This is a genomic window from Enterobacter wuhouensis (assembly GCF_004331265.1).
GTDB classification, from domain to species: domain Bacteria; phylum Pseudomonadota; class Gammaproteobacteria; order Enterobacterales; family Enterobacteriaceae; genus Enterobacter; species Enterobacter wuhouensis.
The window spans coordinates 77,095-99,383 of record NZ_SJOO01000003.1; the positions used below are offsets into that span (position 1 = coordinate 77,095).

General features: G+C 55.4%; 17 protein-coding genes. 6 read left to right on the top strand and 11 right to left on the bottom strand.

The genetic code is table 11. The features are described from left to right. Position 1: 1 nt before the first annotated feature. The 3 genes from E0L20_RS07930 to zupT form a co-directional block, all read right to left on the bottom strand. A complete protein-coding gene (locus E0L20_RS07930; protein ID WP_131633482.1) occupies positions 2-2,440 on the bottom strand; it encodes a fimbria/pilus outer membrane usher protein in 2,439 nt (812 codons plus the stop codon). Positions 2,441-2,518: 78 nt separating this feature from the next. After that, positions 2,519-3,079, bottom strand: a complete 561-nt coding sequence (locus tag E0L20_RS07935; protein ID WP_131633483.1) for a fimbrial protein — start codon at positions 3,077-3,079, stop codon at positions 2,519-2,521. A gap of 330 nt (positions 3,080-3,409) precedes the next feature. After that, entirely contained in the window at positions 3,410-4,183 is a 774-nt protein-coding gene (zupT, locus tag E0L20_RS07940) for a zinc transporter ZupT (protein WP_131633484.1), read from the bottom strand. Between the two features lie 131 nt (positions 4,184-4,314). Between zupT and ygiD the strand changes: the two genes are divergently transcribed. Next, positions 4,315-5,103, top strand: coding sequence for a 4,5-DOPA-extradiol-dioxygenase (ygiD, locus tag E0L20_RS07945; RefSeq protein ID WP_131633485.1), 789 nt, complete (start codon positions 4,315-4,317; stop codon positions 5,101-5,103). A 79-nt stretch (positions 5,104-5,182) separates the two neighbouring features. Here the strand turns inward: ygiD and E0L20_RS07950 are convergent, their stop codons facing one another. The 3 genes from E0L20_RS07950 to tolC all read right to left on the bottom strand — a co-directional run bounded on the left by E0L20_RS07950 (position 5,183) and on the right by tolC (position 8,643). Next, positions 5,183-6,343, bottom strand: coding sequence for a glutathionylspermidine synthase family protein (locus E0L20_RS07950; RefSeq protein WP_131633486.1), 1,161 nt, complete (start codon positions 6,341-6,343; stop codon positions 5,183-5,185). 2 nt (positions 6,344-6,345) lie between these two features. Further along, positions 6,346-7,011, bottom strand: coding sequence for a DUF1190 family protein (locus E0L20_RS07955; protein ID WP_131633487.1), 666 nt, complete (start codon positions 7,009-7,011; stop codon positions 6,346-6,348). 153 nt (positions 7,012-7,164) lie between these two features. Next, a complete protein-coding gene (tolC, locus tag E0L20_RS07960; protein WP_131633488.1) occupies positions 7,165-8,643 on the bottom strand; it encodes an outer membrane channel protein TolC in 1,479 nt (492 codons plus the stop codon). 203 nt (positions 8,644-8,846) lie between these two features. Here tolC and nudF point away from each other — a divergent pair, with 203 nt between their 5' ends. From nudF to parE, 5 genes are read left to right on the top strand one after another with little or no spacing between them, the layout of a single operon-like run. Next, positions 8,847-9,479 carry an ADP-ribose diphosphatase gene (gene nudF, locus E0L20_RS07965; RefSeq protein ID WP_131633489.1) on the top strand — a complete coding sequence of 211 codons (633 nt, stop codon included), beginning with the start codon at positions 8,847-8,849 and terminating at the stop codon, positions 9,477-9,479. After that, positions 9,476-9,898, top strand: coding sequence for a DUF1249 family protein (locus E0L20_RS07970; protein WP_045330081.1), 423 nt, complete (start codon positions 9,476-9,478; stop codon positions 9,896-9,898). Before nudF ends, E0L20_RS07970 begins: the two co-directional genes overlap by 4 nt. Before the next feature lie 27 nt (positions 9,899-9,925). Continuing rightward, complete coding sequence (cpdA, locus tag E0L20_RS07975; protein WP_131633490.1) at positions 9,926-10,753, top strand: 3',5'-cyclic-AMP phosphodiesterase; 828 nt, start codon at positions 9,926-9,928, stop codon at positions 10,751-10,753. Then, positions 10,753-11,334: an esterase YqiA gene (gene yqiA, locus E0L20_RS07980; protein WP_131633491.1), complete on the top strand. Its 582-nt coding sequence runs from the start codon at positions 10,753-10,755 to the stop codon at positions 11,332-11,334. Before cpdA ends, yqiA begins: the two co-directional genes overlap by 1 nt. A gap of 28 nt (positions 11,335-11,362) precedes the next feature. After that, the gene (gene parE, locus E0L20_RS07985; protein WP_131633492.1) at positions 11,363-13,255 is read left to right on the top strand and encodes a DNA topoisomerase IV subunit B; all 1,893 of its coding nucleotides are present in this window, start codon (positions 11,363-11,365) and stop codon (positions 13,253-13,255) included. A 69-nt stretch (positions 13,256-13,324) separates the two neighbouring features. Here parE and E0L20_RS07990 read toward each other — a convergent pair whose 3' ends face one another. From E0L20_RS07990 to E0L20_RS08010, 5 genes are all read right to left on the bottom strand, one after another. Beyond that, positions 13,325-15,424: a fimbria/pilus outer membrane usher protein gene (locus E0L20_RS07990; RefSeq protein ID WP_242673394.1), complete on the bottom strand. Its 2,100-nt coding sequence runs from the start codon at positions 15,422-15,424 to the stop codon at positions 13,325-13,327. 79 nt (positions 15,425-15,503) lie between these two features. Then, positions 15,504-15,938, bottom strand: coding sequence for a DUF1090 domain-containing protein (locus E0L20_RS07995; RefSeq protein WP_131633494.1), 435 nt, complete (start codon positions 15,936-15,938; stop codon positions 15,504-15,506). A 126-nt stretch (positions 15,939-16,064) separates the two neighbouring features. Further along, positions 16,065-19,217, bottom strand: a complete 3,153-nt coding sequence (locus tag E0L20_RS08000; RefSeq protein ID WP_131633495.1) for an ATP-binding protein — start codon at positions 19,215-19,217, stop codon at positions 16,065-16,067. Beyond that, positions 19,204-19,839, bottom strand: a complete 636-nt coding sequence (locus E0L20_RS08005; protein WP_131633496.1) for a response regulator transcription factor — start codon at positions 19,837-19,839, stop codon at positions 19,204-19,206. Before E0L20_RS08005 ends, E0L20_RS08000 begins: the two co-directional genes overlap by 14 nt. A 272-nt stretch (positions 19,840-20,111) precedes the next feature. Then, a complete protein-coding gene (locus E0L20_RS08010; protein ID WP_131633497.1) occupies positions 20,112-22,241 on the bottom strand; it encodes a TonB-dependent siderophore receptor in 2,130 nt (709 codons plus the stop codon). Between the last annotated feature and the right edge of the window lie 48 nt (positions 22,242-22,289).

Genomic DNA, 22,289 nt, shown 5'->3' on the forward strand with positions numbered 1-22,289 from the left:
CTTACTGACATGGCAGTATCAACTGCATACTGTTTTCAAGGTGTGAAGGTAGCGTGAAGTGACACTGCTGATTGTCACCCCACGTCACGCGATAGTGTTGTTCTGGCTCTACGGCACCCAGCCAGACGTGGCCATCGTCGGCCACCATCCCAATTTGCCGATCGCTTTCCTGCAGGCGAACAACCGCACCGAGCGCTGGTGTGCCTGTTGGAGTGCGTAAAACGCCCGAAATATCCTTGCCCGCGCGGGTGGCAATCTGACGGTATCCGATAGCCCCCTCTGTCCATGTTGAGGTGACGACGCGGTTGTCCACGTCCACGCCATCAGGCAGGTTATTCATATTGACCTGCACGCTGGCGGGGGAGTAGCTGGAAAAAGAGGGTAAAACGCCAATGCCAAAACGGTTGGTTTCATCCCGGGCCATATTTAAGGGAATGTTGCCCACGCCGTCGGTGCTGACCATCACGCGCGGTTCGTTACCGTAGCTCCGGCGATGCAGGGCGGCGCCTTTCGCTGTTGAGGTGAATGAGCCGTTCCAGCTGGCGCTGAGAGAGTTGTATTCGTCGGCCTTATAACTTCCGGAGAGATTCAGATCGCCAAAGGTAGAATAGTGTTGGTAATTACCGCTGAACTGCGCGCCGGAGTTCGGTTTCTCACTTTCCGTACCCGCCGAAACGCCCCAGGTGTTGTTGCGATCGGATGTGTCATACCACGACACTTTCTGCGTCACCGTGTCGCTGTTGTGCAGGTCGTAGTTGAGACGATGGTCGGGGTCCAGAGGCACGCTCAATGAGACATAGAACTGCGTATCATCGTCCTCATCTTCGTAATGCGTCTTGCTCCAGGACAGGGTTACGCCCAGGTTTTTCCAGCGGCCAATATCAAAGTTGTAGCCAGCCGTCACGCTGCCCGTGGTGGAAGGCGAATCATTCCACCAGGTCTGACGCAGCATGTTCACATACAGGTTTAGCGATAGCGCCGAAATATACTGGCTGGCCGTGACGCTCAACGTCTGTTTTTCAGACTGTCGATCGTTGTTGTCATAATCCAGGAAACGGGCATAGCTCAGGAACTGCGGATCGGAATAGCGGTAGCTGGCGAGCGTAAGCTGGCTGCCCGTGGTATCGAAACGTTTGCTGTAGTTAAAGCGGTAGCTGTAGCCCGTCTGGCTATTCTGATGCGGCAATTGGCTGGTGGCCTGGGTGAAATCAAACGAGAGCGCCCCCAGATATTCCATGTTCTGCCCGATCCCGGCGGCGACGGACCGGTAATGGTCTCCGTCGGCAAGGGTCCCACCGTAGAGGGAGGTTTGCGACAGCATGCCCCAGGAGAATTCCCCGCTCATGAACGCGTTGTCTTCAACATCATGGGAGGCGTCTTTGCGCGCCTTCCCCGTTGCGAGTTTATAGCGTACCTGTCCCTTGCGCGTTAAGAAAGGCACCGATTCCGCCGACACCTGGAAGGTGCTCACGCGCCCGTCTTCTTCTGTGACTTTGACGTCCAGCGTGCCCTGTACCGACTGATTTAGATCCTGAATAACAAACGGCCCTGGCGGGACTTTGCTTTGATAAATAACGCGATCGGCGAGGCTGACGGTGACCGTGGCGTTTGTTTGCGCGATGCCGGTAATTTGTGGCGCGTAGCCGCGTAGCGACCAGGGCAACATACGCTCATCGCTGATCAGGGAGGCGCCGGTATAGGTAAAGGCATCAAAAATAGCGGACTGGAAATCCGTTTCGCCCAGCGTAAGTTTTGCACCCAGAGAGGGGAATGGGCGGAACATATAGACGCGCGAAAAGCGTCCGTCGTTTTGTGAGCCTGCGTCAGTATGGGTTTGCGTGTACTGGTAATCGCTGCGCAGCCGCCATGCGCCCATATTCGCACCGGCGGTGCCGTAGGTGTTGGCGTTATCCGTGCTGCTGCCGTTATTCGGCTGGTAATGGCTGGCAAAAAGATTGTAATCCAGCAGGACGCCGGGCACGCCGTTGTCCCAGGTTGAGGGCGGCATCCAGTCGGCAGCACGGTACTGTAACCAGGCCTGAGGTACGGTGACCTTCAGCGTCTGGCTGGATTGCTCGAAGTTAAACTTTATATCCGGTCTGGATGCAAAATCGACGTACCCGTCTTTTTCAGGCAATGCGCTACGGATGTTGTCCTGCAGAGCAAAAGTATCGGCCAGCTCGGGTGGAATACAGACCTGGACGCTATTTTTTATCTGTCGCCAACGAAGCTGCCAACCATTTGCCAGCGGGATATCATTAATTGAGACGGTAACAAAATAGTTGCCCGGCGTAACGGAGATTTGATCTTTAAACAGTGATAAATCGACGCTATCACGCTGATCTTTATCTATTGCGTTAATGTTAAATTCAGTAGAGGAAGCAATTTTCGTCATTAACAGGGACGTAATGATAATTATCCATTGTAATTTATATGTCATCGTCCTGTTACTCAAAAAAAGATATAGAATGCCGGCTGGCATTTAATGTCAGCCGGTTTATACCGTGAAGTGAGGTAATTATTTGTACATCAGAACATAGTTTGCGGTTGCTTCAACCTGACCCGCGGTTGCCGTTTTACCGGTCGCAACTTCCATTAACGCTTTGAAGTGCAGAGTCTGAGTGGTTGAACCTGCCAGCAGTGCAATTTCATTAGCCGCACCCAGCGTGATGTTAGCTTCTGCGTTATCCAGCAGACGAACGCCAACGTTCTGAGCACCGCTTGCATAGGTGTTGCTCATCAGGCTGGTGTCAGTTGCGTCAGTTGCCGCACTAGTGAAGGTCACATCGACTTTGGTAATTGGCGTATCTGTTTCGTCAGCCGGATCGTCAAGCTGGCAGTTCTCCAGGTTGATATCTACCGCGACAGGCGTAGACTTTTTGTTGGCATTGATGACTGCAGTAGTCACTTCACCCAGATCCACTTCTTTATCAACGCTGTCTGGTGCAATACTGCAAGGGGCATCAATAACCACACCTTTGAATTTGATTTTGCCTGAACCCTGGTCGTCAGCAAAAGCAGAACCCGATACGATGGCTGCCATCGCAACCGCTAACAGTACTTTTTTACCCATATACATGAAAATATCCTTTTTCAAATGAATTCATAATCTGAATATTAATTTTCAGAATACGGGAAAAGTATACGGTTTGGCGGAGTGGGATGCGATTAATGTGGCTTAAACTTATTTTAAGTTTCTATTAAATTATAACTTTTAATTATTGTAAGCGTTTGATATTTGCTATCCAGCGCGCAGGGTTACCCTCAGGAATGGGCGATTGTATAGTGGGTAATAATATAAAGTAAATTACTTTACTTTTGTCTAAGAGATATCAACTGCGATAATCAATATCGATAACATTAAATGAACGAGATGGGTGCCTCCGTGTAAAACGGAGGCGACAATCTTTTAACCTATCCCGGCAGTTTGCAGCAACACCAGGCTTAATCCCATCACCGACATCCCGCACAGTACGCCATAGCTCGGGTTATTGTTTGGATCGATCTCTTTCGCCAGCGGCATGAGTTCATCCACCGAGAGGGCAACCATAATTCCGGCTACCGCCGCCATAATGGCTGCCATCACGACCGGAGAGACCAGGCTGCCAAGGATCAGCCACGCCAGCACACCACCGAGAATTTCGGCTATCCCGGATATGCCCGCCCAGAAGACTGCGGTACGTTTTGAACCTGTCGCAGCATAGACCGGCCCGGCAACGGCCAGTCCTTCAGGAATATTATGTAACGCCACCGCCAGGGCGATCCCAAGGCCCATCTCCAGGTTGCTGCTGGCCGTTACGTAGGTGGCCACGCCTTCGGGGAAGTTGTGCAAACTGATACCCAGCGTCAGCAGGATTGCCGTGCGCTTGATATTACGCGGCATGGGGGTAACGCTCTTATGCATTAAATCCTGCGGATGGGCATGGGGCAGCATGCGGTCGAGCGCAAAGTAGCCCAGCAGGCCCAATACAAACATGCCGTAGCCCAGAATGGGCGACATGCCCTCGGTGCCCAGCGCGGCAGGGAGCATCTCCATCAGTGAGATAAGCAGCATAATGCCTGCAGCAAAGCCCAGTGAGAAGGCCAGCACGCGGTTAGACGGCTTTTGCCCCAGCACGCCGAGCAGCGCGCCGATAAAGGTGGCCGCTCCCGCAAGTATTGTCAGAATCAAGGGGACTGACATTTATCTCTCCTTACGCTGTTCCTGATATTCAAAATTTCTGAAGATGATCTTCACGCTTATCTGCGTTCATCCTGACCAGATTGCGCGTACTGTAGAACCATCAAATTGACACCTTCTGTAAGGATATCATCATGTCTTCATCTCGTATGCCAGCGCTGTTTTTAGGCCACGGTAGCCCAATGAACGTTCTGGAAGATAACGTCTATACCCGCGCATGGCGTCATCTGGGCGAGACGTTGCCGCGTCCGAAGGCGATCGTGGTGGTGTCCGCGCACTGGTTTACCCGTGGAACGGGCGTGACGGCTATGGAAGAACCAAAAACGATTCATGATTTTGGCGGCTTCCCGCAGGCGCTGTATGACACGCACTATCCGGCACCGGGCTCGCCCGAGCTTGCACAGAAGCTGGTGGATCTGCTGGCGCCTGTCCCCGTTACGCTGGATAAAGAAGCCTGGGGATTTGATCACGGCTCGTGGGGCGTGCTGATCAAGATGTACCCGGATGCTGATATCCCGATGGTGCAGTTGAGTATCGACAGCACCAAGCCGGCAGCCTGGCACATGGAGATGGGGCGTAAGCTGGCGGCGCTGCGCGATGAAGGCATCATGCTGATTGCCAGCGGTAACGTGGTGCATAACCTGCGTACGGCGCGCTGGCACGGGGAGAACACGCCGTACCCGTGGGCAACATCCTTTAACGACTACGTTAAAGATAATCTGACCTGGCAGGGGCCGAGCGAGCAGCATCCGCTGGTGAACTATCTTGATCATGAAGGCGGTTCGCTCTCTAACCCAACGCCGGAACACTTCCTGCCGCTGCTGTATGTCCTGGGCGCATGGGATGGCCGGGAGCAGATCACTATTCCGGTCGACGGAATTGAGATGGGCAGCTTGAGTATGTTGTCAGTGCAGGTGGGGTGAAAACATGCCCGGTGACGCTACGCTGACCGGGCCTACAAAACCGTAGGCCGGGTCAGGCGAAGCCGCCACCCGGCAGATCTTACTCTACGAAAATATGCGGATAGAATCGTGACAGATCCTGGGTGATCAGCGCGCGATCTTCGCGAATGCCAATCCCGGCAGGCTGGTCGTTGATGAGCCAGCTGCCAATCAGCGTATAGCTGTCACCAAACTTCGGCAGTTGATAGAACGCCTGGACGATCATCCCTTCCTCGCCATAAGGCCCTTCGACCGCTTCCAGCGTTTTACCGTTTTCGATAATCGAGACGTTTGCCCCTTCGCGAGAGAAGATCGGCTTAACGACGTATTTCTCCATCGGCGGGAAATCATCTTCCGCAAAGTAAGCAGGCAGCAGGTTCGGATGGTTCGGGAACATCTCCCACAGCATCGGCAGCAGGGCTTTATTGGAGATAATGCTCTTCCAGGCCGGCTCCAGCCAGCGCACGCCCGCATCTTCCAGCTTGGTGGAGAACATCTCGCGCAGCATGTATTCCCACGGGTAGAGCTTAAACAGGTTGCTGATCACCTGGTCCTGAGTGTCGGTAAACTGACCTTTTTCGCCCAGGCCAATGTCCTCGATGTAGAGGAACTCTGTCGCCACTTCCGCTTCGGCCGCGCAGTCCTGCAGATACTGCACCGTTCCACGGTCTTCTTCCGTGTCGCGGCAGCAGGCAAGGTGCAGCAGGTTGAAACCGTGCTGTTCACGCAGTTCGGCGAAACGCTCAATCAGCTTTTCCTGCAGGCTGTTGAACTGGTCACTGCCTTGCGGCAGGTTTCCGGCATTGACCTGGTCTTCCAGCCAGATCCACTGGAAGAACGCGGCTTCGTACAGGGACGTTGGCGTATCGGCGTTATTTTCCAGAAGCTTAGGTTCACCCACGCCGTCCCATGCCAGATCGAGACGCGAATAGAGCGACGGCTGGCTGGTTTTCCACGACTGGCGCACAAAGCTCCAGGTGTGTTTCGGGATGCGGAATTTGGTCATCAGCGCATCGCTGTCGATAACCTTCTCGACAACCTTCAGGCACATCTGGTGCAGCTCAGCGGTAACCTCTTCCAGTTTTTCAACCTGGGCAAGGGTGAGCTTGTAGTAAGCATCTTCACACCAGTACGGCTCGCCGTACATGGTATGGAAGTTAAAACCGTATTCGGTGGCTTTTTCGCGCCAGTCCGGGCGCTCAACAATACTGACTCGTTCCATGATCAGCCGCCCATAGAGCGAGTTGAAGAGCCGGTCGCGCTACGCTGCATGGTGGTCTGTTTTGCCACAGACTCGCCGAAGCCGCCGCGGGTAATGGTGCTGGTAGTCGCCGGCTTTGGCGCCATCGCCGTTTGTGGTACGGTCGTGGTGCGGCCAGGCGTTGCTGCGCCGTAGTTTTTACCGCTGGCATCGGTGTATTTACCGTATGCCGGGCTGTTTGGGTTTTTGGAGCTAAACAGCGGCTGCTGCTGGTAGCCCGCGCCGCCGCTCATCATACGGCCCATCATGTAGCCTGCCATCAGCGGCATCCAGAAGCTGCCGCTGGACTGCGCCTGCGCCTGGTTTTCTGGCGCCACGCCTGCCTGAGCAGGTGCCTGCTGGCACTGGCCTTCGCCGAATTCAGCGACACAGTCTTCGCGCGAGGCGTATTTCGGCGCGGTGCGTTCCGCTTCTTTCAGGGCGTTGTTATAGGCAGTCGTACACTCAGCGGCTTTGCCGGTGGCGGTAGAGCAGTCGTCGGCGTTCTGATACATCGAGACCGTTTCGTCGCTTTGCTCACAGCCTGCCAGCATAAAAACAGCCGTGATCGCAAAGGCAACAGGAGTGAGGTGGCGCGCGTTCCAGCTTTTGCGGAACGAGGCGTGATTAATCGTTTTTGTCCGTTTCATCTTTGTCTTCCAGGACCCAGTGGTAATAACGCTCAGGATAGAGGATGAGTGGTTGAAAATGAAGCGAAGAGGGGGATTAAGGGGGATCTTTACGTTGGCTTACGTTTGGATGTGATAGGGGTTCCCTCTCCCGAAGGAGAGGGAGGGCAATGCTTAGTTACGGAACGGATTGTTACCGCTGCTGGCAGGTGCGGTTGTACGTGCCGTAGCAGGCTGTGCTGCTGGCGCGCTGTTTTCACCGTTAAAGTTATCTACGGCGGCGGTCTGCTGTGGGTTCTCCGGCGCAACGCTTTCAGGTGACGTTGATACCGGTTTGCCCAGCGCGCTGTTCAGCGACTGCAGATCCTGCTCGTTCAGGGTACCGAGCGCCTGCTTGATGTTCAGCTGGTTAATCAGGTACTGGTAACGGGCGCTGGAGAGCTGCTGCTTGGCGTTGTACAGCGTGGTCGTTGCGTCTAACACGTCAACGATGGTACGCGTACCGACGGAGTAGCCTGCTTCCATTGCGTCCAGGGAGCTCTGAGCAGACACAACGGCCTGTTTATAGGCGTTAATGCTGCTGATGGACGCGTTCACGTTGTTGAAGGAAGAACGCACGGTCTGCACCACGTTACGGTGCGCGCTCTCCAGCTGTTCGCTTGCGCCAACAAAGTTATATTGCGCCTGTTTGACCTGAGAGTTTACCTGACCGCCCTGATACAGCGGCAGAGAGAAGCTCAGGCCCACTTTATTTTGCCCCTGGTTGCTGTCGTCATACTGGGCAGTATTGGTTTTAGAACCGCTGTAGGTGGTATCAGATACGCCGGTAGACGCGCTGAGGCTCAGGGTTGGCAGATGACCGTCCTGCGCCTGGCGAATCTGCTCGCGGGCCAGATCCTGGCTCAGACGTGCCTGCAGTAATGCCAGGTTGCGGTTTTCCGCTTCTTTCAGCAGGGCATTAACGGCCTGTGGCTTATCGGTTTTAAAGCTGTCTACGTTCAAAGAAGCCAGCTCAGGATAATAGTTACCGGTGACCTGACGCAGTGATTCCAGCGCGTTGTCGAGGTTGTTACGCGCGGTCACTTCATTTGCCAGAACGGTATCGTACTGTGAACGGGCGTTCTGTACGTCAGTGATGGCGACCAGGCCCACGTTGAAACGCTGGGTGGTTTGATCCAACTGACGATAAATTGCCTGTTTCTGCGCTTCGGTGTAGGAGAGCGCGTCAATCGCGCTCAGCACGTTGAAGTATGCTGTCGCGGTGTTCAGAATCAACGTCTGCTGATCGGTCTGATAGGTCACATCCTGAATGCCTGCGCTCTTTTCCTGCAGGGTCAGGGCACGCCATTTGGACATATCAAACAGGGTCTGGGTCAACTGCAGCGATGCGCTGGTGGCGTTGGAGTTAATGCCATTGGAGTCGCGGAAACCGTTGCTGTAGGTGTAGTCTGCACCTAAGCCCAACTGCGGCAGCAGTGGACTACGTGCTTCGTTAATCTTTTCAAACGCAGCATCACGATCGGCCGCTGACTTACGTAAATCAGGGTTGCCCAGACGTGCCTGCTGGTAGACCTGTAGCAGGTTCTCTGCCTGGCTCATTGCACTGAAGCCCGTCAGGCTCAGGCCGATAAGGATGGGGAGCAATTTCTTCATTTGCATTCCTTGTTGTGAAGCAGTATTAGCGCTGATCTAATTAAAAATAATTGCCGATTCTAACAGAATCATCCACACCAAAAGGTTGGCGTTACGTGCCATCTGGCGGTAATTTGCACCAATCTACCATATAGCCTTTGAAACGGCAGCCAAACAGCCTTGAAATTCACAATTTCATCACCATTGCTACCAGGACTCGACCCATGGAAAAACCAGAAAAGTTGCCAGTGACATTCGCCAAAAACGATGTAGAAATTATTGCACGAGAAACGCTTTATAGCGGTTTTTTTTCAATGGATCTTTACCGTTTCAGGCATCGCCTGTTCAACGGTGAGATGAGCGGTGAAATCCGCCGTGAAATTTTTGAGCGCGGGCACGCTGCAGTCTTGCTACCCTTTGACCCAGTGCGCGATGAAGTTGTGCTTGTAGAGCAGATTAGGATTGCCGCATACGACGTCAGCGACACCCCGTGGTTACTGGAGATGGTAGCCGGGATGATCGAAGAGGGTGAGTCGGTCGAAGACGTTGCCCGCCGTGAGGCGCTGGAAGAGGCGGGTCTGGTGGTCGGCCGCACGAAGCCGGTGCTGAGCTACCTGGCAAGCCCGGGCGGCACCAGCGAGCGCTTGTCTATTATGGTGGGTGAAGTGGACGCCACGACCGCGGAAGGCATTCACGGTCTGGCTGATGAAAACGAAGATATTCGGGTTCATGTGGTAAGCCGGGAGCAGGCTTACCAGTGGGTAGAAGAGGGGAAAATCGACAACGCAGCGTCTGTCATCGCCCTGCAATGGCTGCAGCTGCACTATGAGGCATTACGAAACGAGTGGAAAAAATGAAGCGCTATACGCCTGACTTCCCAGAAATGATGCGCCTGTGCGAAACCAATTTCGCCCAGCTGCGCCGCCTGCTGCCGCGAAATGACGCACCCGGCGAAACGGTAAGCTATCAGGTGAGCAACGCACAGTATCGATTAACGATAGCAGAATCAACGCGCTACACGACGTTGGTAGAAATTGAGCAAACGGCACCCAGCATTAGCTACTGGAGCCTGCCGTCGATGACGGTGCGTCTCTACCACGACGCGATGGTCGCTGAAGTGTGTTCAAGTCAGCAGATCTTTCGCTTCAAAGCGCGGTATGATTATCCGAATAAAAAGTTGCATCAACGCGACGAAAAGCATCAAATTAACCAGTTTTTAGCCGACTGGCTAAGATATTGTTTAGCACATGGAGCAATGGCGATTCCGGTTTGTTAGCGTCATAAACCTACCTAAGGACACCATTTGGAAAGCCTGTTGAACCTGACTGTTGCTGGTGGGGCGCCAGTCAGGATATTACAAATCACCGATACCCACCTGTTTGCCGAAAAGCATGAAACTCTGCTGGGCGTGAACACCTGGGAGAGCTATCAGGCGGTACTAAGCGCGATCCATGCCGAAAATCGTGCCTGCGATCTGATTGTCGCAACGGGCGATCTGGCGCAGGATCAGTCCTCCGCGGCCTACCAGCATTTTGCTGAAGGTATCGCGAGCTTCAGCGTGCCTTGCGTCTGGCTGCCGGGCAATCATGACTTCCAGCCTGCGATGTTTAGCGCACTCCATGAGGCGGGGATCTCGCCGGCGAAGTGCGTGTTCGCGGGTGATAACTGGCAAATCCTGCTGCTCGACAGCCAGGTATTTGGCGTACCGCACGGTGAACTGAGCGAGTTTCAGCTCGACTGGCTTGAGGCTAAACTGGCCGCCGAGCCGGAGCGAAACACGCTGCTGTTGCTTCATCATCATCCCTTACCGGCTGGCTGTAGCTGGCTCGATCAGCATAGCCTGCGCAACTCTGCGGCGCTGGATAGCGTGCTGGTGAATTTCCCCCGGGTGCAAAACCTGCTGTGCGGGCACATTCATCAGGAACAGGATCTCGACTGGAATGGCCGCAGAATGCTGGCAACGCCGTCCACCTGCGTGCAGTTCAAGCCGCACTGCGCCAACTTCACCCTGGACACCATTGCACCGGGCTGGCGCTGGCTGGATCTGCATGCCGACGGCACGCTGACGACGGAAGTCTGCCGCCTGTCCGGCGCCAAATTCCGTCCTGACACCGCTTCAGAAGGCTATTGATGTCTACGCTTCTTTATCTTCACGGGTTTAACAGCTCGCCGCGTTCCGCGAAAGCGACGCAGTTTCGCCACTGGCTGAGCGAGCATCATCCAGACGTTGAGATGATTGTTCCGCAGCTGCCGCCTTACCCGGCGGATGCGGCGGAGATGCTGGAATCAATCGTGCTGGAACACGGCGGCGAATCATTTGGCGTGGTCGGCTCGTCGCTGGGCGGATACTACGCCACCTGGCTATCGCAATGCTTTATGTTGCCCGCCGTCGTGGTTAACCCGGCGGTACGTCCTTTTGAGCTGTTACGCGACTTTCTCGGGCAAAACGAGAACCCCTACACCGGACAGCAATATGTGCTAGAGTCACGCCATATTTACGATCTCAAAGTTATGCAGGTAGACCCGCTTGAAGCGCCCGATCTTATCTGGCTGCTGCAGCAAACGGGTGATGAAGTGCTGGATTACCGCCAGGCAGTGGCGTATTACGCATCCTGCCGCCAGACTATAGAAGAGGGCGGAAATCATGCTTTCACGGGCTTTGAGGATCATTTCACCCAGATTGTCGATTTTCTTGGACTGCACAGCCACTGACAATCAATGCGAATTGCTAGTTTAAATCATGACGCAAACCTATAACGCTGATGCCATTGAGGTACTCACCGGGCTTGAGCCGGTTCGCCGCCGCCCGGGGATGTACACCGATACGACGCGCCCAAACCACCTGGGCCAGGAAGTTATTGATAACAGTGTGGACGAAGCGCTGGCAGGCCATGCCAAACGCGTTGACGTCATTCTGCACGCCGATCAGTCGCTGGAAGTCATCGACGACGGGCGCGGCATGCCCGTGGATATCCACCCGGAAGAGGGTGTGCCTGCCGTTGAGCTGATCCTCTGTCGTCTGCACGCGGGCGGTAAGTTCTCCAACAAGAACTACCAGTTCTCCGGTGGCCTGCACGGGGTGGGTATTTCCGTGGTGAACGCCCTGTCTAAACGCGTGGAAGTGAACGTTCGACGCGACGGGCAGGTGTACAACATCGCGTTTGAAAACGGCGATAAAGTGCAGGATCTGCAGGTTGTCGGCACGTGCGGTAAACGCAACACCGGCACCAGCGTCCACTTCTGGCCTGACGAGAGCTTCTTCGATAGCCCGCGCTTTTCGGTTTCTCGCCTCACGCACCTGCTGAAAGCCAAAGCGGTGCTGTGTCCGGGCGTGGAAATCACCTTTAAAGACCACGTTAACAACACCGAACAAACCTGGTGCTACGCCGACGGTCTGAACGACTATCTGTGCGAAGCGGTAAACGGCCTGCCGACGCTGCCGGAAAAACCGTTCGTCGGGAACTTTAGCGGCGATACCGAAGCCGTGGACTGGGCGCTGCTGTGGCTGCCGGAAGGCGGCGAGCTGCTGACCGAGAGCTACGTCAACCTGATCCCAACCATGCTCGGCGGTACTCACGTCAATGGCCTGCGTCAGGGGCTGCTGGACGCGATGCGCGAGTTCTGCGAATACCGCAACATCCTGCCGCGCGGCGTGAAGCTGTCGGCAGAAGACATCTGGGACCGCTGCGCCTACGTCCTCTCCGTGAAGATGCAGGACCCGCAGTTTGCCGGGCAGACCAAAGAGCGCCTGTCGTCACGCCAGTGCGCGGCGTTCGTTTCCGGCGTGGTGAAAGACGCGTTTACCCTATGGCTGAACCAGAACGTGCAGGCAGCAGAAATGCTGGCCGAAATGGCGATCTCCAGCGCCCAGCGCCGTCTGCGTGCCGCCAAGAAAGTGGTGCGTAAAAAGCTGACCAGCGGCCCTGCGCTGCCGGGCAAGCTGGCAGACTGTACCGCGCAGGATCTCAACCGTACCGAGCTGTTCCTCGTGGAAGGTGACTCGGCGGGCGGATCGGCCAAGCAGGCGCGCGATCGTGAGTATCAGGCGATCATGCCGCTCAAGGGTAAGATCCTGAACACCTGGGAAGTCTCGTCTGATGAAGTGCTGGCCTCGCAGGAGGTGCATGATATCTCGGTGGCGATCGGTATCGATCCGGACAGCGACGATCTGAGCCAGCTGCGCTACGGCAAGATCTGTATCCTTGCGGATGCGGACTCCGATGGCCTGCACATCGCCACGCTGCTGTGCGCGCTGTTTGTGAAGCACTTCCGCACGCTGGTGAAAAACGGCCACGTCCACGTGGCGCTGCCGCCGCTGTACCGTATCGATCTCGGTAAAGAGGTCTATTACGCGCTGACGGAAGAAGAGAAGGCGGGCGTGCTGGAGCAGCTGAAGCGCAAGAAGGGCAAACCGAACGTACAGCGCTTTAAAGGGCTGGGCGAGATGAACCCGATGCAGCTGCGTGAAACAACGCTGGATCCAAACACCCGCCGTCTGGTTCAGCTGACCATCAGCGACGAAGACGAACAGCAGACCAACGCCATGATGGATATGCTCCTTGCCAAGAAGCGTTCGGAAGACCGACGTAACTGGCTGCAGGAGAAAGGCGATATGGCGGACATTGAAGCCTGATGCACTGGCCCTCAGCCTCCCCGGAGGCTGAGGGATCGCCGGGCACCGTGGCGTTGCGCCATCATCCCGTCAGCGAAACGGGGTCTTTTCCGGTTTCATGAAACGCAGATTAACAATCGCGCCGTCGGTAGGTACGGTCTCCAGCTCATTCACCTCCATATCTGTCCCTTCAGGCAGGCTTAAACTGTCAACCGTGATGCGGTTTACTCGCCAGGGCGTGAGGTAACTCACCAGCAGATCGCCATCCGCGTTGGTGGTTGAACCGAACTGGTTATAAAACCCAATCTTCGCCGAACCAGGCACCTGCACCAATGCCGCAGTACTTCCCAGCGTCTGGCCCAGGACAACACCCTCCTGATATAACAGCACGCTGCCGCTGACGTCACCATGATAATCACGCTGCCTGCCGCTGCGGGCCATACTGACGTTCAGTTCTCCGCTGTTGTACTGATAGCCGATACTGCTTTTCAGGGCATCGTTCCCGTGTTCGCTATGCTCCGCCGTCACGTCATAGCGCAGGCTGTAATCATCCAGCAGCGAGCCATTGATGTTGATTCCATGGGTATTCTTGTTTCGGCTGGCGAGGTCGGAAACCCATGCCACATTGGTAAAATGGCTTCCAATGCTGAAGGGGATGCTGATGTTAAACCCCAGCGTCGATTCCGGTACATAGTCGCCGTAGCGGTCATAGCTGCCATACAGCGACAAATCGACGTCCCGCCAGCTGGCGTCCAGGCTCAGGGTGAGGCTGTTGCTGCCCGCCTCGCGAGCGCGTGATTTTAGCCAGCGCCACGAGAGGCTCAGACTCGAGTTTTCGTCGAAGTTTTGCGTCAGCTCAATCTGGCCCTCAAGTGCACGCTGGGTGGTGTCATCATCTACACCCCAGGCCAGCAGCGAGGCGCGGTTTAACCGCTCCTCAAGCGAACGATACTGGCTACCGCGCGGGTACCATTGGAGTTGGGCGTTGAGGCTGGTTTCGGTTTGAAAAAATGTTTTTGCGTAACGCAATCGCCCGACGCTGCCGCTGAGCGCGTTGCCCTGCTGGCTGTAATGGGCGTTACGTACATCGGCTGACAACGCTCCCCATTTGCCCATATTGCCGCCCAATCCCGCAACATGACTGAAGTAATTCTCGCCCTGCTGTACGCCCCCAAATATGGTAGCGCGCGGGGCGACGCCCCAGGAGAGCGTGCTCTGCCAGAAACGATCTCTATCCAGCTCCACGCCGTGAAAGGGTTTATACCGCCCTGCGACCAGCTCGTAACTGAACATTTTGTACTGCACCAGATTGGGCATGATCGAGTACGGAATTGACCGGGTACGCTCGCTCCCGTCGCTCTCCTGAATCGTCAGCTCAAGGTTGCCCTGGGAATCTGGCGGATAAAAATCACGGATAACAAAAGGCCCCGGTGGGACGTGAATGCGATAGACGCGCTCGCCGTTCTGACGAAGGGTGACTTCCGCTTCGCTGCGCGCATAGCCGTTAATCAGCGGTGAATAGGGCCGCCAGCTATCCGGGAACATCGCCTCATCGCTGGCAAGGGACATCCCCCGATAGGACATGCTGTCGAACAGGTTCGATGAGGTGTAACCGTCGCCAAGGTTAAGCCGGGATCGCATAGACGTGATACTGCGCCAGACAGAGGCTGAATTACTGTAAGAGCCGTGCTGGCGGTCTGCCTCTCGCCAGAAGGTATTCTGGTAGCGCATGCGCCATGGCCCGACGTTAAGGCCGTTTTCCAGCACGAGCGTTGCATCGGTGCCCGGCGTATCCCAACGGTACTGCGCACGTTGGTTATTGACGTCCAGCCGGTAGTTAACAAACAGGGCATTCATTCCATCATCCCAGCGGCTGGTACTGACCCCGTTTTGTTGCGGATTAAACGCCTCCTGGGGAAATAAAAGCGTGAGCAGGTTGGCATCCGGACGGTACCAGAACTGGAGGTCGAAGGCGTTCGCCGAGTCGGCGCTCAGACACCCCCAGGTATCCCAGCGAAGCCTGTCAAGTACGGAGGATTTAACGCCCCACTCTTCAAGAAGAGGACGCGTCAGGCAGGGTTTATCGGATTGAAAATCAAGAAAGATTGAGCCTTTATAGTCGTTATTAAGAATAACCCATGTCTTCTCATTTGCAGACGCAGCGTTTGCTGTCAGTAACAGCACTATCACTCGAATTCCAGGGTGAATCTGCATCTTTGCGTCAGCATCGTGGGCAGCTTTTGCTGCCCACGATTAAGCTCGCGATGGCTTATTTGTTAAGAGCAGCCAGCTCGGCGCGAGCCTGGTTCAGCTCTTGCTGAATTTCACGCAGATCCGCCTGTTTTTCTGCCAGTTTTTTCTGATACTTGGCGATCTTCTTGGCATCACCCTTCGCTTTAGCTTCTGCCAGATCGGCCTGAACTTCAGCAACGTCGCCACGTTTTTCTGCCAGTTTTTTCTCCAGCTTGCGCACGTCTTTCTGGGCATCAGCCAGAACGCTTGCGTTAGTACAGTGGGCTTTGACTTCTGCCAGCGCTTTTTTCAGGCCGTTCACTTTGTAGGTATTGCCATATTGCTGGGCAATTTTGATCTCTTTTTCCAGCGCAGCGCTTTTTGCCGCACAGCTTTCAGCGGCGTGCGCTGATGCTGTAGCAAACATACCAACAGCTGCAACGACAGACAGAACGGAAACGAATTTCTTCATGGTCTTTCTCCTTTGTTGATGTTTTGCCTGAGCAGATGCTCCGGCAATCTCCTGTGGACAAAAGAGTACTGCAACGCCGATAGCCAAAACGATGCAGACGCGTCCTCAACGCGTGTAGGACGTGGATTAAGGTTGTCGTCCTGAATCGTACCAACGCTGTAGCGCGGCCCGTAGCTGCTCAAGCTCAGCTAACAGCTGGTGAATGCCGTCGCGGTCCGGGTTATCTTCCTGTGCTTCACAGCGGGCGACCAACGCGGGCACGCTAAGTAACGCGAGTCCGCCGCGCAGCTTGTGCAACGTCTCACGCAGAGCGGTTTCCGGCGCGACGAGCCAGGCGCGCAAGTGGGTAAGGGATTCATCAATGACCGCGATCTGGAGCGAAAGAAACAGGGGCAGGTTATCTCCTTCCAGCAACTCGGGCGGCAGGTTACACGCCAATGAGCCTTGTGGCTCCTCGGCATCCGGGGCAGATCCCTTCAGGGGAGCCAGCAGTTCCGCAAGCACAGTGAGCGTGACCGGCTTAAACAGACAGTGGCGCATACCGGCTTCTCTTGCCATTTCACGGACAATTTCCCGTGCGTCAGCGGTCGCGCCAAAGACCGCAATGTCCGGGTAATGCGTATGGATTATCTGCGCCAGCTCAAACCCACTCATGCCGGGCATATTGCAATCGGTGATCACCGCATCAGGCTGCGCATGCTTTAGCGCTTCCAGCGCAGAGGCTGAGCTTTCGGCGCCGATCGCGCGATGACCGAGCCAGCTCAGCTGCTGGCTGAGTACCATTCTGCCCACGGGATTATCATCGACAATCAAAACGCGCAGGGAGGGGCGAAAAAGCGGGGACGCGGACTGTATATCAGGAACATCCTGGCGTTCCGCCATCGCCGGCAGCTTGAGGGAGACCGTGACCGTCGTTCCAAGTCCAGGCTCGCTGTGAATCGCTAAACTGCCGCCCATCATCATTGTTAACGTGCGGCAGATATACAGGCCCAGCCCGCTTCCCTGTGCAACGTTAGGGGTGTTTCCCTGAGCGAAGGGTTGGAACAGCCGCTGTTGGGTGGCCTCGTCGATACCTTCGCCGGTATCGACAACCGTTATACGCAACAGCAGATAGCCCTCGTCACGTCCGTCGAGCTGCACGCTCAGCGTTATCTGTCCGCGTTCGGTGAATTTGATCGCGTTTCCGACGATGTTGACCAAAATCTGCCTGAAACGGCTGCGATCGACCAATACGTCCTCCCGCAGCTCGGCATCACGTTCCAGCACGAAGGTCAGCCCTTTTTGCGCCGCCATGCCCTCGAACAACATCGCGGGCTCCTCAATCAGCTTGCGCAGCGAAGAACGCTCGGGGCGAAGCACCAGGCGGCCAGATTCGATCCGCGACACGTCGAGTATGTTGCCTATCAAAAGCAGCAGGGCCTGGGCGGCATCCCACGCTACCTGCACTGACTGGCGATTCTGCTGGGTATCGCCAGGGCGTTTCATGACGAGTTCCAGCATCCCCATGATCGCGCCGATCGGCGTGCGTATCTCGTGGCTCATGGTTGTCAGAAACATGCTTTTCGCACGGCTGGCGCGATGCGCAAGATTTCTGGATTGTCGCTGGGCCGAAATGATTTTCAGCATTCGCTGCCGATAGCGCAGATGGCGACGATAGCCCCAGGCGGCGGCGAGACAGAGAAGAAGCGTGATAGCCAGTCCGACGGTCACTACCGTGATCAGCGCGACCTGTTTCGGTCCGGTCGACGTGAAGCTGTTACCGGCATTTCCGCCACGGGTCAGGGCATGGAGATCCTCGGGCGGAATATTAATGAGCGCTTTATTAAGAATGGTCATTAAGGGCCAGGACTGGCGGGACGCCCCGAACGAGAATCGCATCGGATCGATGTCGATGCTTCCCAGAATACGGAGCGCGGCATACTCTTTATTCGCCAGGAAAGTATTGGCGACGATCAGCGGCATGGCCATCATCCTGTCGTTACTCTCAACAATGCGGTTAAGCCCCTGTCGCCAGGTGTCGACCTTTTCCGTCTGGCCCCCGCTCTGCTTACGTAACCACTCTTCTGGCGACTGCCCATCCAGGCTGAGTACGCCAGGACTCACCGCGCCCGGCGCAGAATGCGCTTGTCCGACCATCACCCAGGAGTTATAGAGCCAGGTACGGGTGGTGAGTAAATCAGTGCGCCAGATATCCCCCTGCGTCACGCCTGCAACCAGGTCCGATTTTCCCGCTTTCACCGACGCCAGGGCCGCCCTTTGGGTAGGAAAACGCTGAATAACAAAGGTAAACCCGGTGCGAAGCTGTAACGCGGTCAGGACGTCGGCAATGATACCGCGCATCTGGCCGCCTTCATCAAAATAGGCAATCGGTGGGTTATCCTCGGCCACTGCCACCCGTATACGTTTGTGTTCATCAATCCATTTATTCTCCAGCGAGGTAAAGACCGGTTTCTGCTCGCTAAGGGAAAGCGGAATACCGCCATTCCACCGGCGGTGTATCTCTACGCTCGCACTGTCCGGTAACGCGGCCAGAAAGTTATTCAGCACCGCGATCCACATTTGCATCTTTGGCATTGCCGCAAAGGAAAATCCTGAAACGGGAAAGGAGGCGTCGAGAGGGCGTATGAGTAAGTTGCTGATGTTGGACTGGTTCACCAGATAGCGGGCGGTGACGCCATCGCAAAAGAAAAGGTCGATTTTTCGAAACGCGAGTGCTTCCAGCGCGTGGCGCGGTGAATAGAAAGGGACGATCTCCGCGTTCGGGTAGCGCTGCAGGACGCGTTGAGGATCGTAGCCCGGCGCGATGGCAATCTTTCTGACCGCATCATCCTGCGTGGCTTCGTTATTGACCACTTCAACGGCAGCATTTGGGCTGTATGGATGGCTCAGTATCAGCCCCTGATTATGCTGGTTGTCGCTGGCCTGCGCGATGAAATCTGCTTCCCCTGTGCGTAACGCTTCCAGCGCAGCGTGATAGTTTGGGTAGCGCATAACTTCTATTTCGACGCCTAGATTATCCGCCGCCAGACCGATGAAATCGGCATTGATGCCGCCGTAATCATTCAGGCCGGTGGTAATGTCATAGGGCGGCGACATCGGCAGCCAGACGGCCAGGCGGATCTTGCGGTGTTCGCGCAGCCAGCGCCATTCGCTTGCGCTGAGTCCCGGGTCGGCAATCGTCTCCATGCTTCGGGAGAGAAGCTTAAGGGATTCATGCGCCGTTGCACCTTGCGTCATAAAAGCGACGAGTAACAGCAGCAGTCCGCTAAGTATTCTCATTATCAGATTCTCTGAAAATCAGCGAAATAAGCTGGTTGAGATCGTCGCAGCCACATTTTTGCAGCATCCGGGTTTTATAGGTGCTAATGGTTTTATTGCTGAGCATCAGGAGATCGGCAATCTCTTTGTTACTCTTGCCCTGTTTCAGATAATTAAGAACGGCAATTTCGCGATCCGAGAAGCGGCTTGAGAGTGATTCAGACGCAGCGCTTTTTTCATTGACGCTGGCGGCTTTGAACAGCGTCCCTTCGGGAAAACATTGATAGCCCGCCATAATGAGCCGGCACAGTGGCTCAACGTTTTCCAGCGGCATATTTTTATTGATAAACCCCTGCGCCCCGGCCTGGAGCGTTCTCAGCGCATATAAACCTGCTGACTGGCTGGTAAAGACCAGGATTTTAAGATCCGGGAAGTGTTGTTTAATTCGGGGCAGCAGGTCGAGGCCATCGGCGTGCTTAAGTTCGAGATCCAGAATTAAGAGATCCGGACGCTGCTGGTACAGCTGGGGCAGCAGTTTCTCACCTGTAGAGGTAGTGACGATCGCATCTCCGTGCTTCTCCAGCAGGACCTTTAATGCAAAGCAAATTGCTGGGTGATCGTCTGCAAGCAAAATTGAAATCATACTCCCCCTTGTCCTTTTGGTGGCCTCACTGACTCCTTCGACCTGAGGGGCAATATAGTAATCAACAGCGAATAAGAACGATATAGTAAAAGGCCGGATTTAGGATTTTGGATTTTGGATTTAGGATTAAAGACGCTTTTACTATTTCAGCGCGGGTTATTCCGAATAAAGAATTAAATTAAGTGCTGATGTCGTGCGCTATCGGGGTAATTAAGATTTTGCCTATGAAAACTTCAGGCCCGGCAGAGAGTATTGCCACCGGGCTGTTTTAATTAAAACTCCATCTTCACCGTAAACTGCACTTCGCGCGGGTCGCCAATCTGGTTGCCCAGGTTATTGGTCGCAATCGACGACGTGTAGTAGGTCTTATCAAACAGGTTTTTCACGTTCACCTGCAGCGTCACCGGATACTGCAGCTTCATCTTATACGCCGCAAACGCATCCGCCACGAAATAGCCCGGCAGATAATAATCCGCGCCGTTGGTTGCCGAGCGGCGGCTCACGCCGTGCCCGCCGCCGCCAATCGTCAGGGTATTACCGGCAAACGCATTCTGAATATCGTACGTCAGGAACAGAGAGCCGGTATGGCGCGGCACGTTCGGCAGCGGTTTACCCGCGTAGTCCGGGTCTTCCAGCACCTTCGCATCGGTATAACCGTAGCTGGCGATAATGTTGGTGTTCTCGGTCAGCGATCCGGCGAGATCCACCTCCACGCCCTGAGATCGCACGCGGCCCGCGGTTTTGGCGACGGTTTCATCACCCACGCTTTCGGTATACAGCACGTTACGCTTGTGGATATCAAACAGCGCGATGTTGGCAGTAATGCCGTCGAACAGGTCAAACTTAGCGCCGATTTCATAGGCGTTTGAGGTCTCAGGCGGCAGGTCGCCAATGTAGCTCGCGATGGACGACTGCGGCATAAACGTCTGCGAATAGTTGGCAAAGAGCGACACTGCTGGCGTCAGCTTGTAAACCAGTCCCAGCTTCGGCGTCCACTGGTCGTCGCGGCTGTCGGTGTTCACGTTAAACGGACGGCCTTTCCCCGCGTACTGGGTGTAATACTGATAGCGCAGGCCGGCAACGGCGATCCATTTATCGGTCAGGTACAGCGCGTCCTGCGCATAGGCAGAATAGCTCTCCTGCTTGATGGTCTGATCGCTGTCCGACGCCGAGACGGTGGTGCACTTGTCGAGGTTGCCATAAACCGGATGGTAGATGTTGAAGCCTTTGACGTTCTTACAGCGCATCATATCCGTGCGCAGCAGATCGTAATTCTCATACGACACGCCGGTCAGGATCTCGTTGTAGAAGCCCGCAATATCGACGTTCCCCTGCAGATCCGCACGCGTCGTATGCATCCGCTGGGTCGAACCCTGGGTGGCATCCACGCGGCGGGTCAGGTTGCCGGTTTTCGAATCGTAGTCCATCACGCGGGCCTGGTTATCGCTGTATTTATCCTGGCTGTAGCTGTAGTCGAACTTCGCGGTCCACTGGCTGTTAAGGCGATACTCCGCGTTGAGCTGAGCGAGATCGGACTGCCCGTCGGTCACGTTGAACGACTCGTCGAAGCGGGTTTTGCGATCGACGTCGACGGCTTTTTTGGTATTGAGATCGAAGATCGTCCCGCGATCGAACGGCGTTTTATAGTCGCGATGCGAATAGAGTACCGTCACGGTGGCATCATCGCCGAACCAGGTCAGCGATGGGGCGATAAAGGTGCTGCGCTCGGTGCCAAAATTGCGCCAGTAGTCTTCGTCCTGATATTCACCCGTCAGGCGATACGCCAGGCGCGTGCCGTCAATCGGGCCCGTGACGTCAAACTGTCCGGTGCCGCCGCCAAAGCTGGTCGATGTGGCGGAAAGCGAGCCGCCAAAGGTTTTCTCCGGGCGTTTGGTCACCACGTTAATCAGCCCGCCGGGATCGAGAATGCCGTACAGGGTCGATGCCGGCCCCTTCAGCACCTCCACGCGTTCGGTTGACGCGTTAAAACTGCGCGGCAGCACGGTGCGTAGGCCGTTGGTCATGATGGAACCGTCGCGGTTCGCGCCAAAGCCACGGCGCACGAAGGCATCCTGCGTGCCGCCCAGGGTGTTGGTTTGCACCACGTTGCTGACGTTGTACAGCGCCTCGTCGAGCGTGGTCGCGTTTTGATCTTCCAGCACCTTGTCGCTGACGGTATTCACTACCTGCGGAATATCCAGCATCGGCATGTTGGTCAGCGTAGCGGTAGAGGTATTCAGGGGCTGATAGCCGTTGGTGGCGTCAACGGTAGCATTCGGATCGGCGGTAACGGTCAGGGTATCGCCGTCTTTTGCCGCTGCATGTATCAGAGGTGCCATAAACAGAAGTGAAAAGAGCGCGCGCCCTTTTACCCCAGAGAACGAAGGTGTGAACTTAGCCATTACATCTGTTTTCCCAAAATATCCACAAGGGAAGGCTTGCGGAAGAAT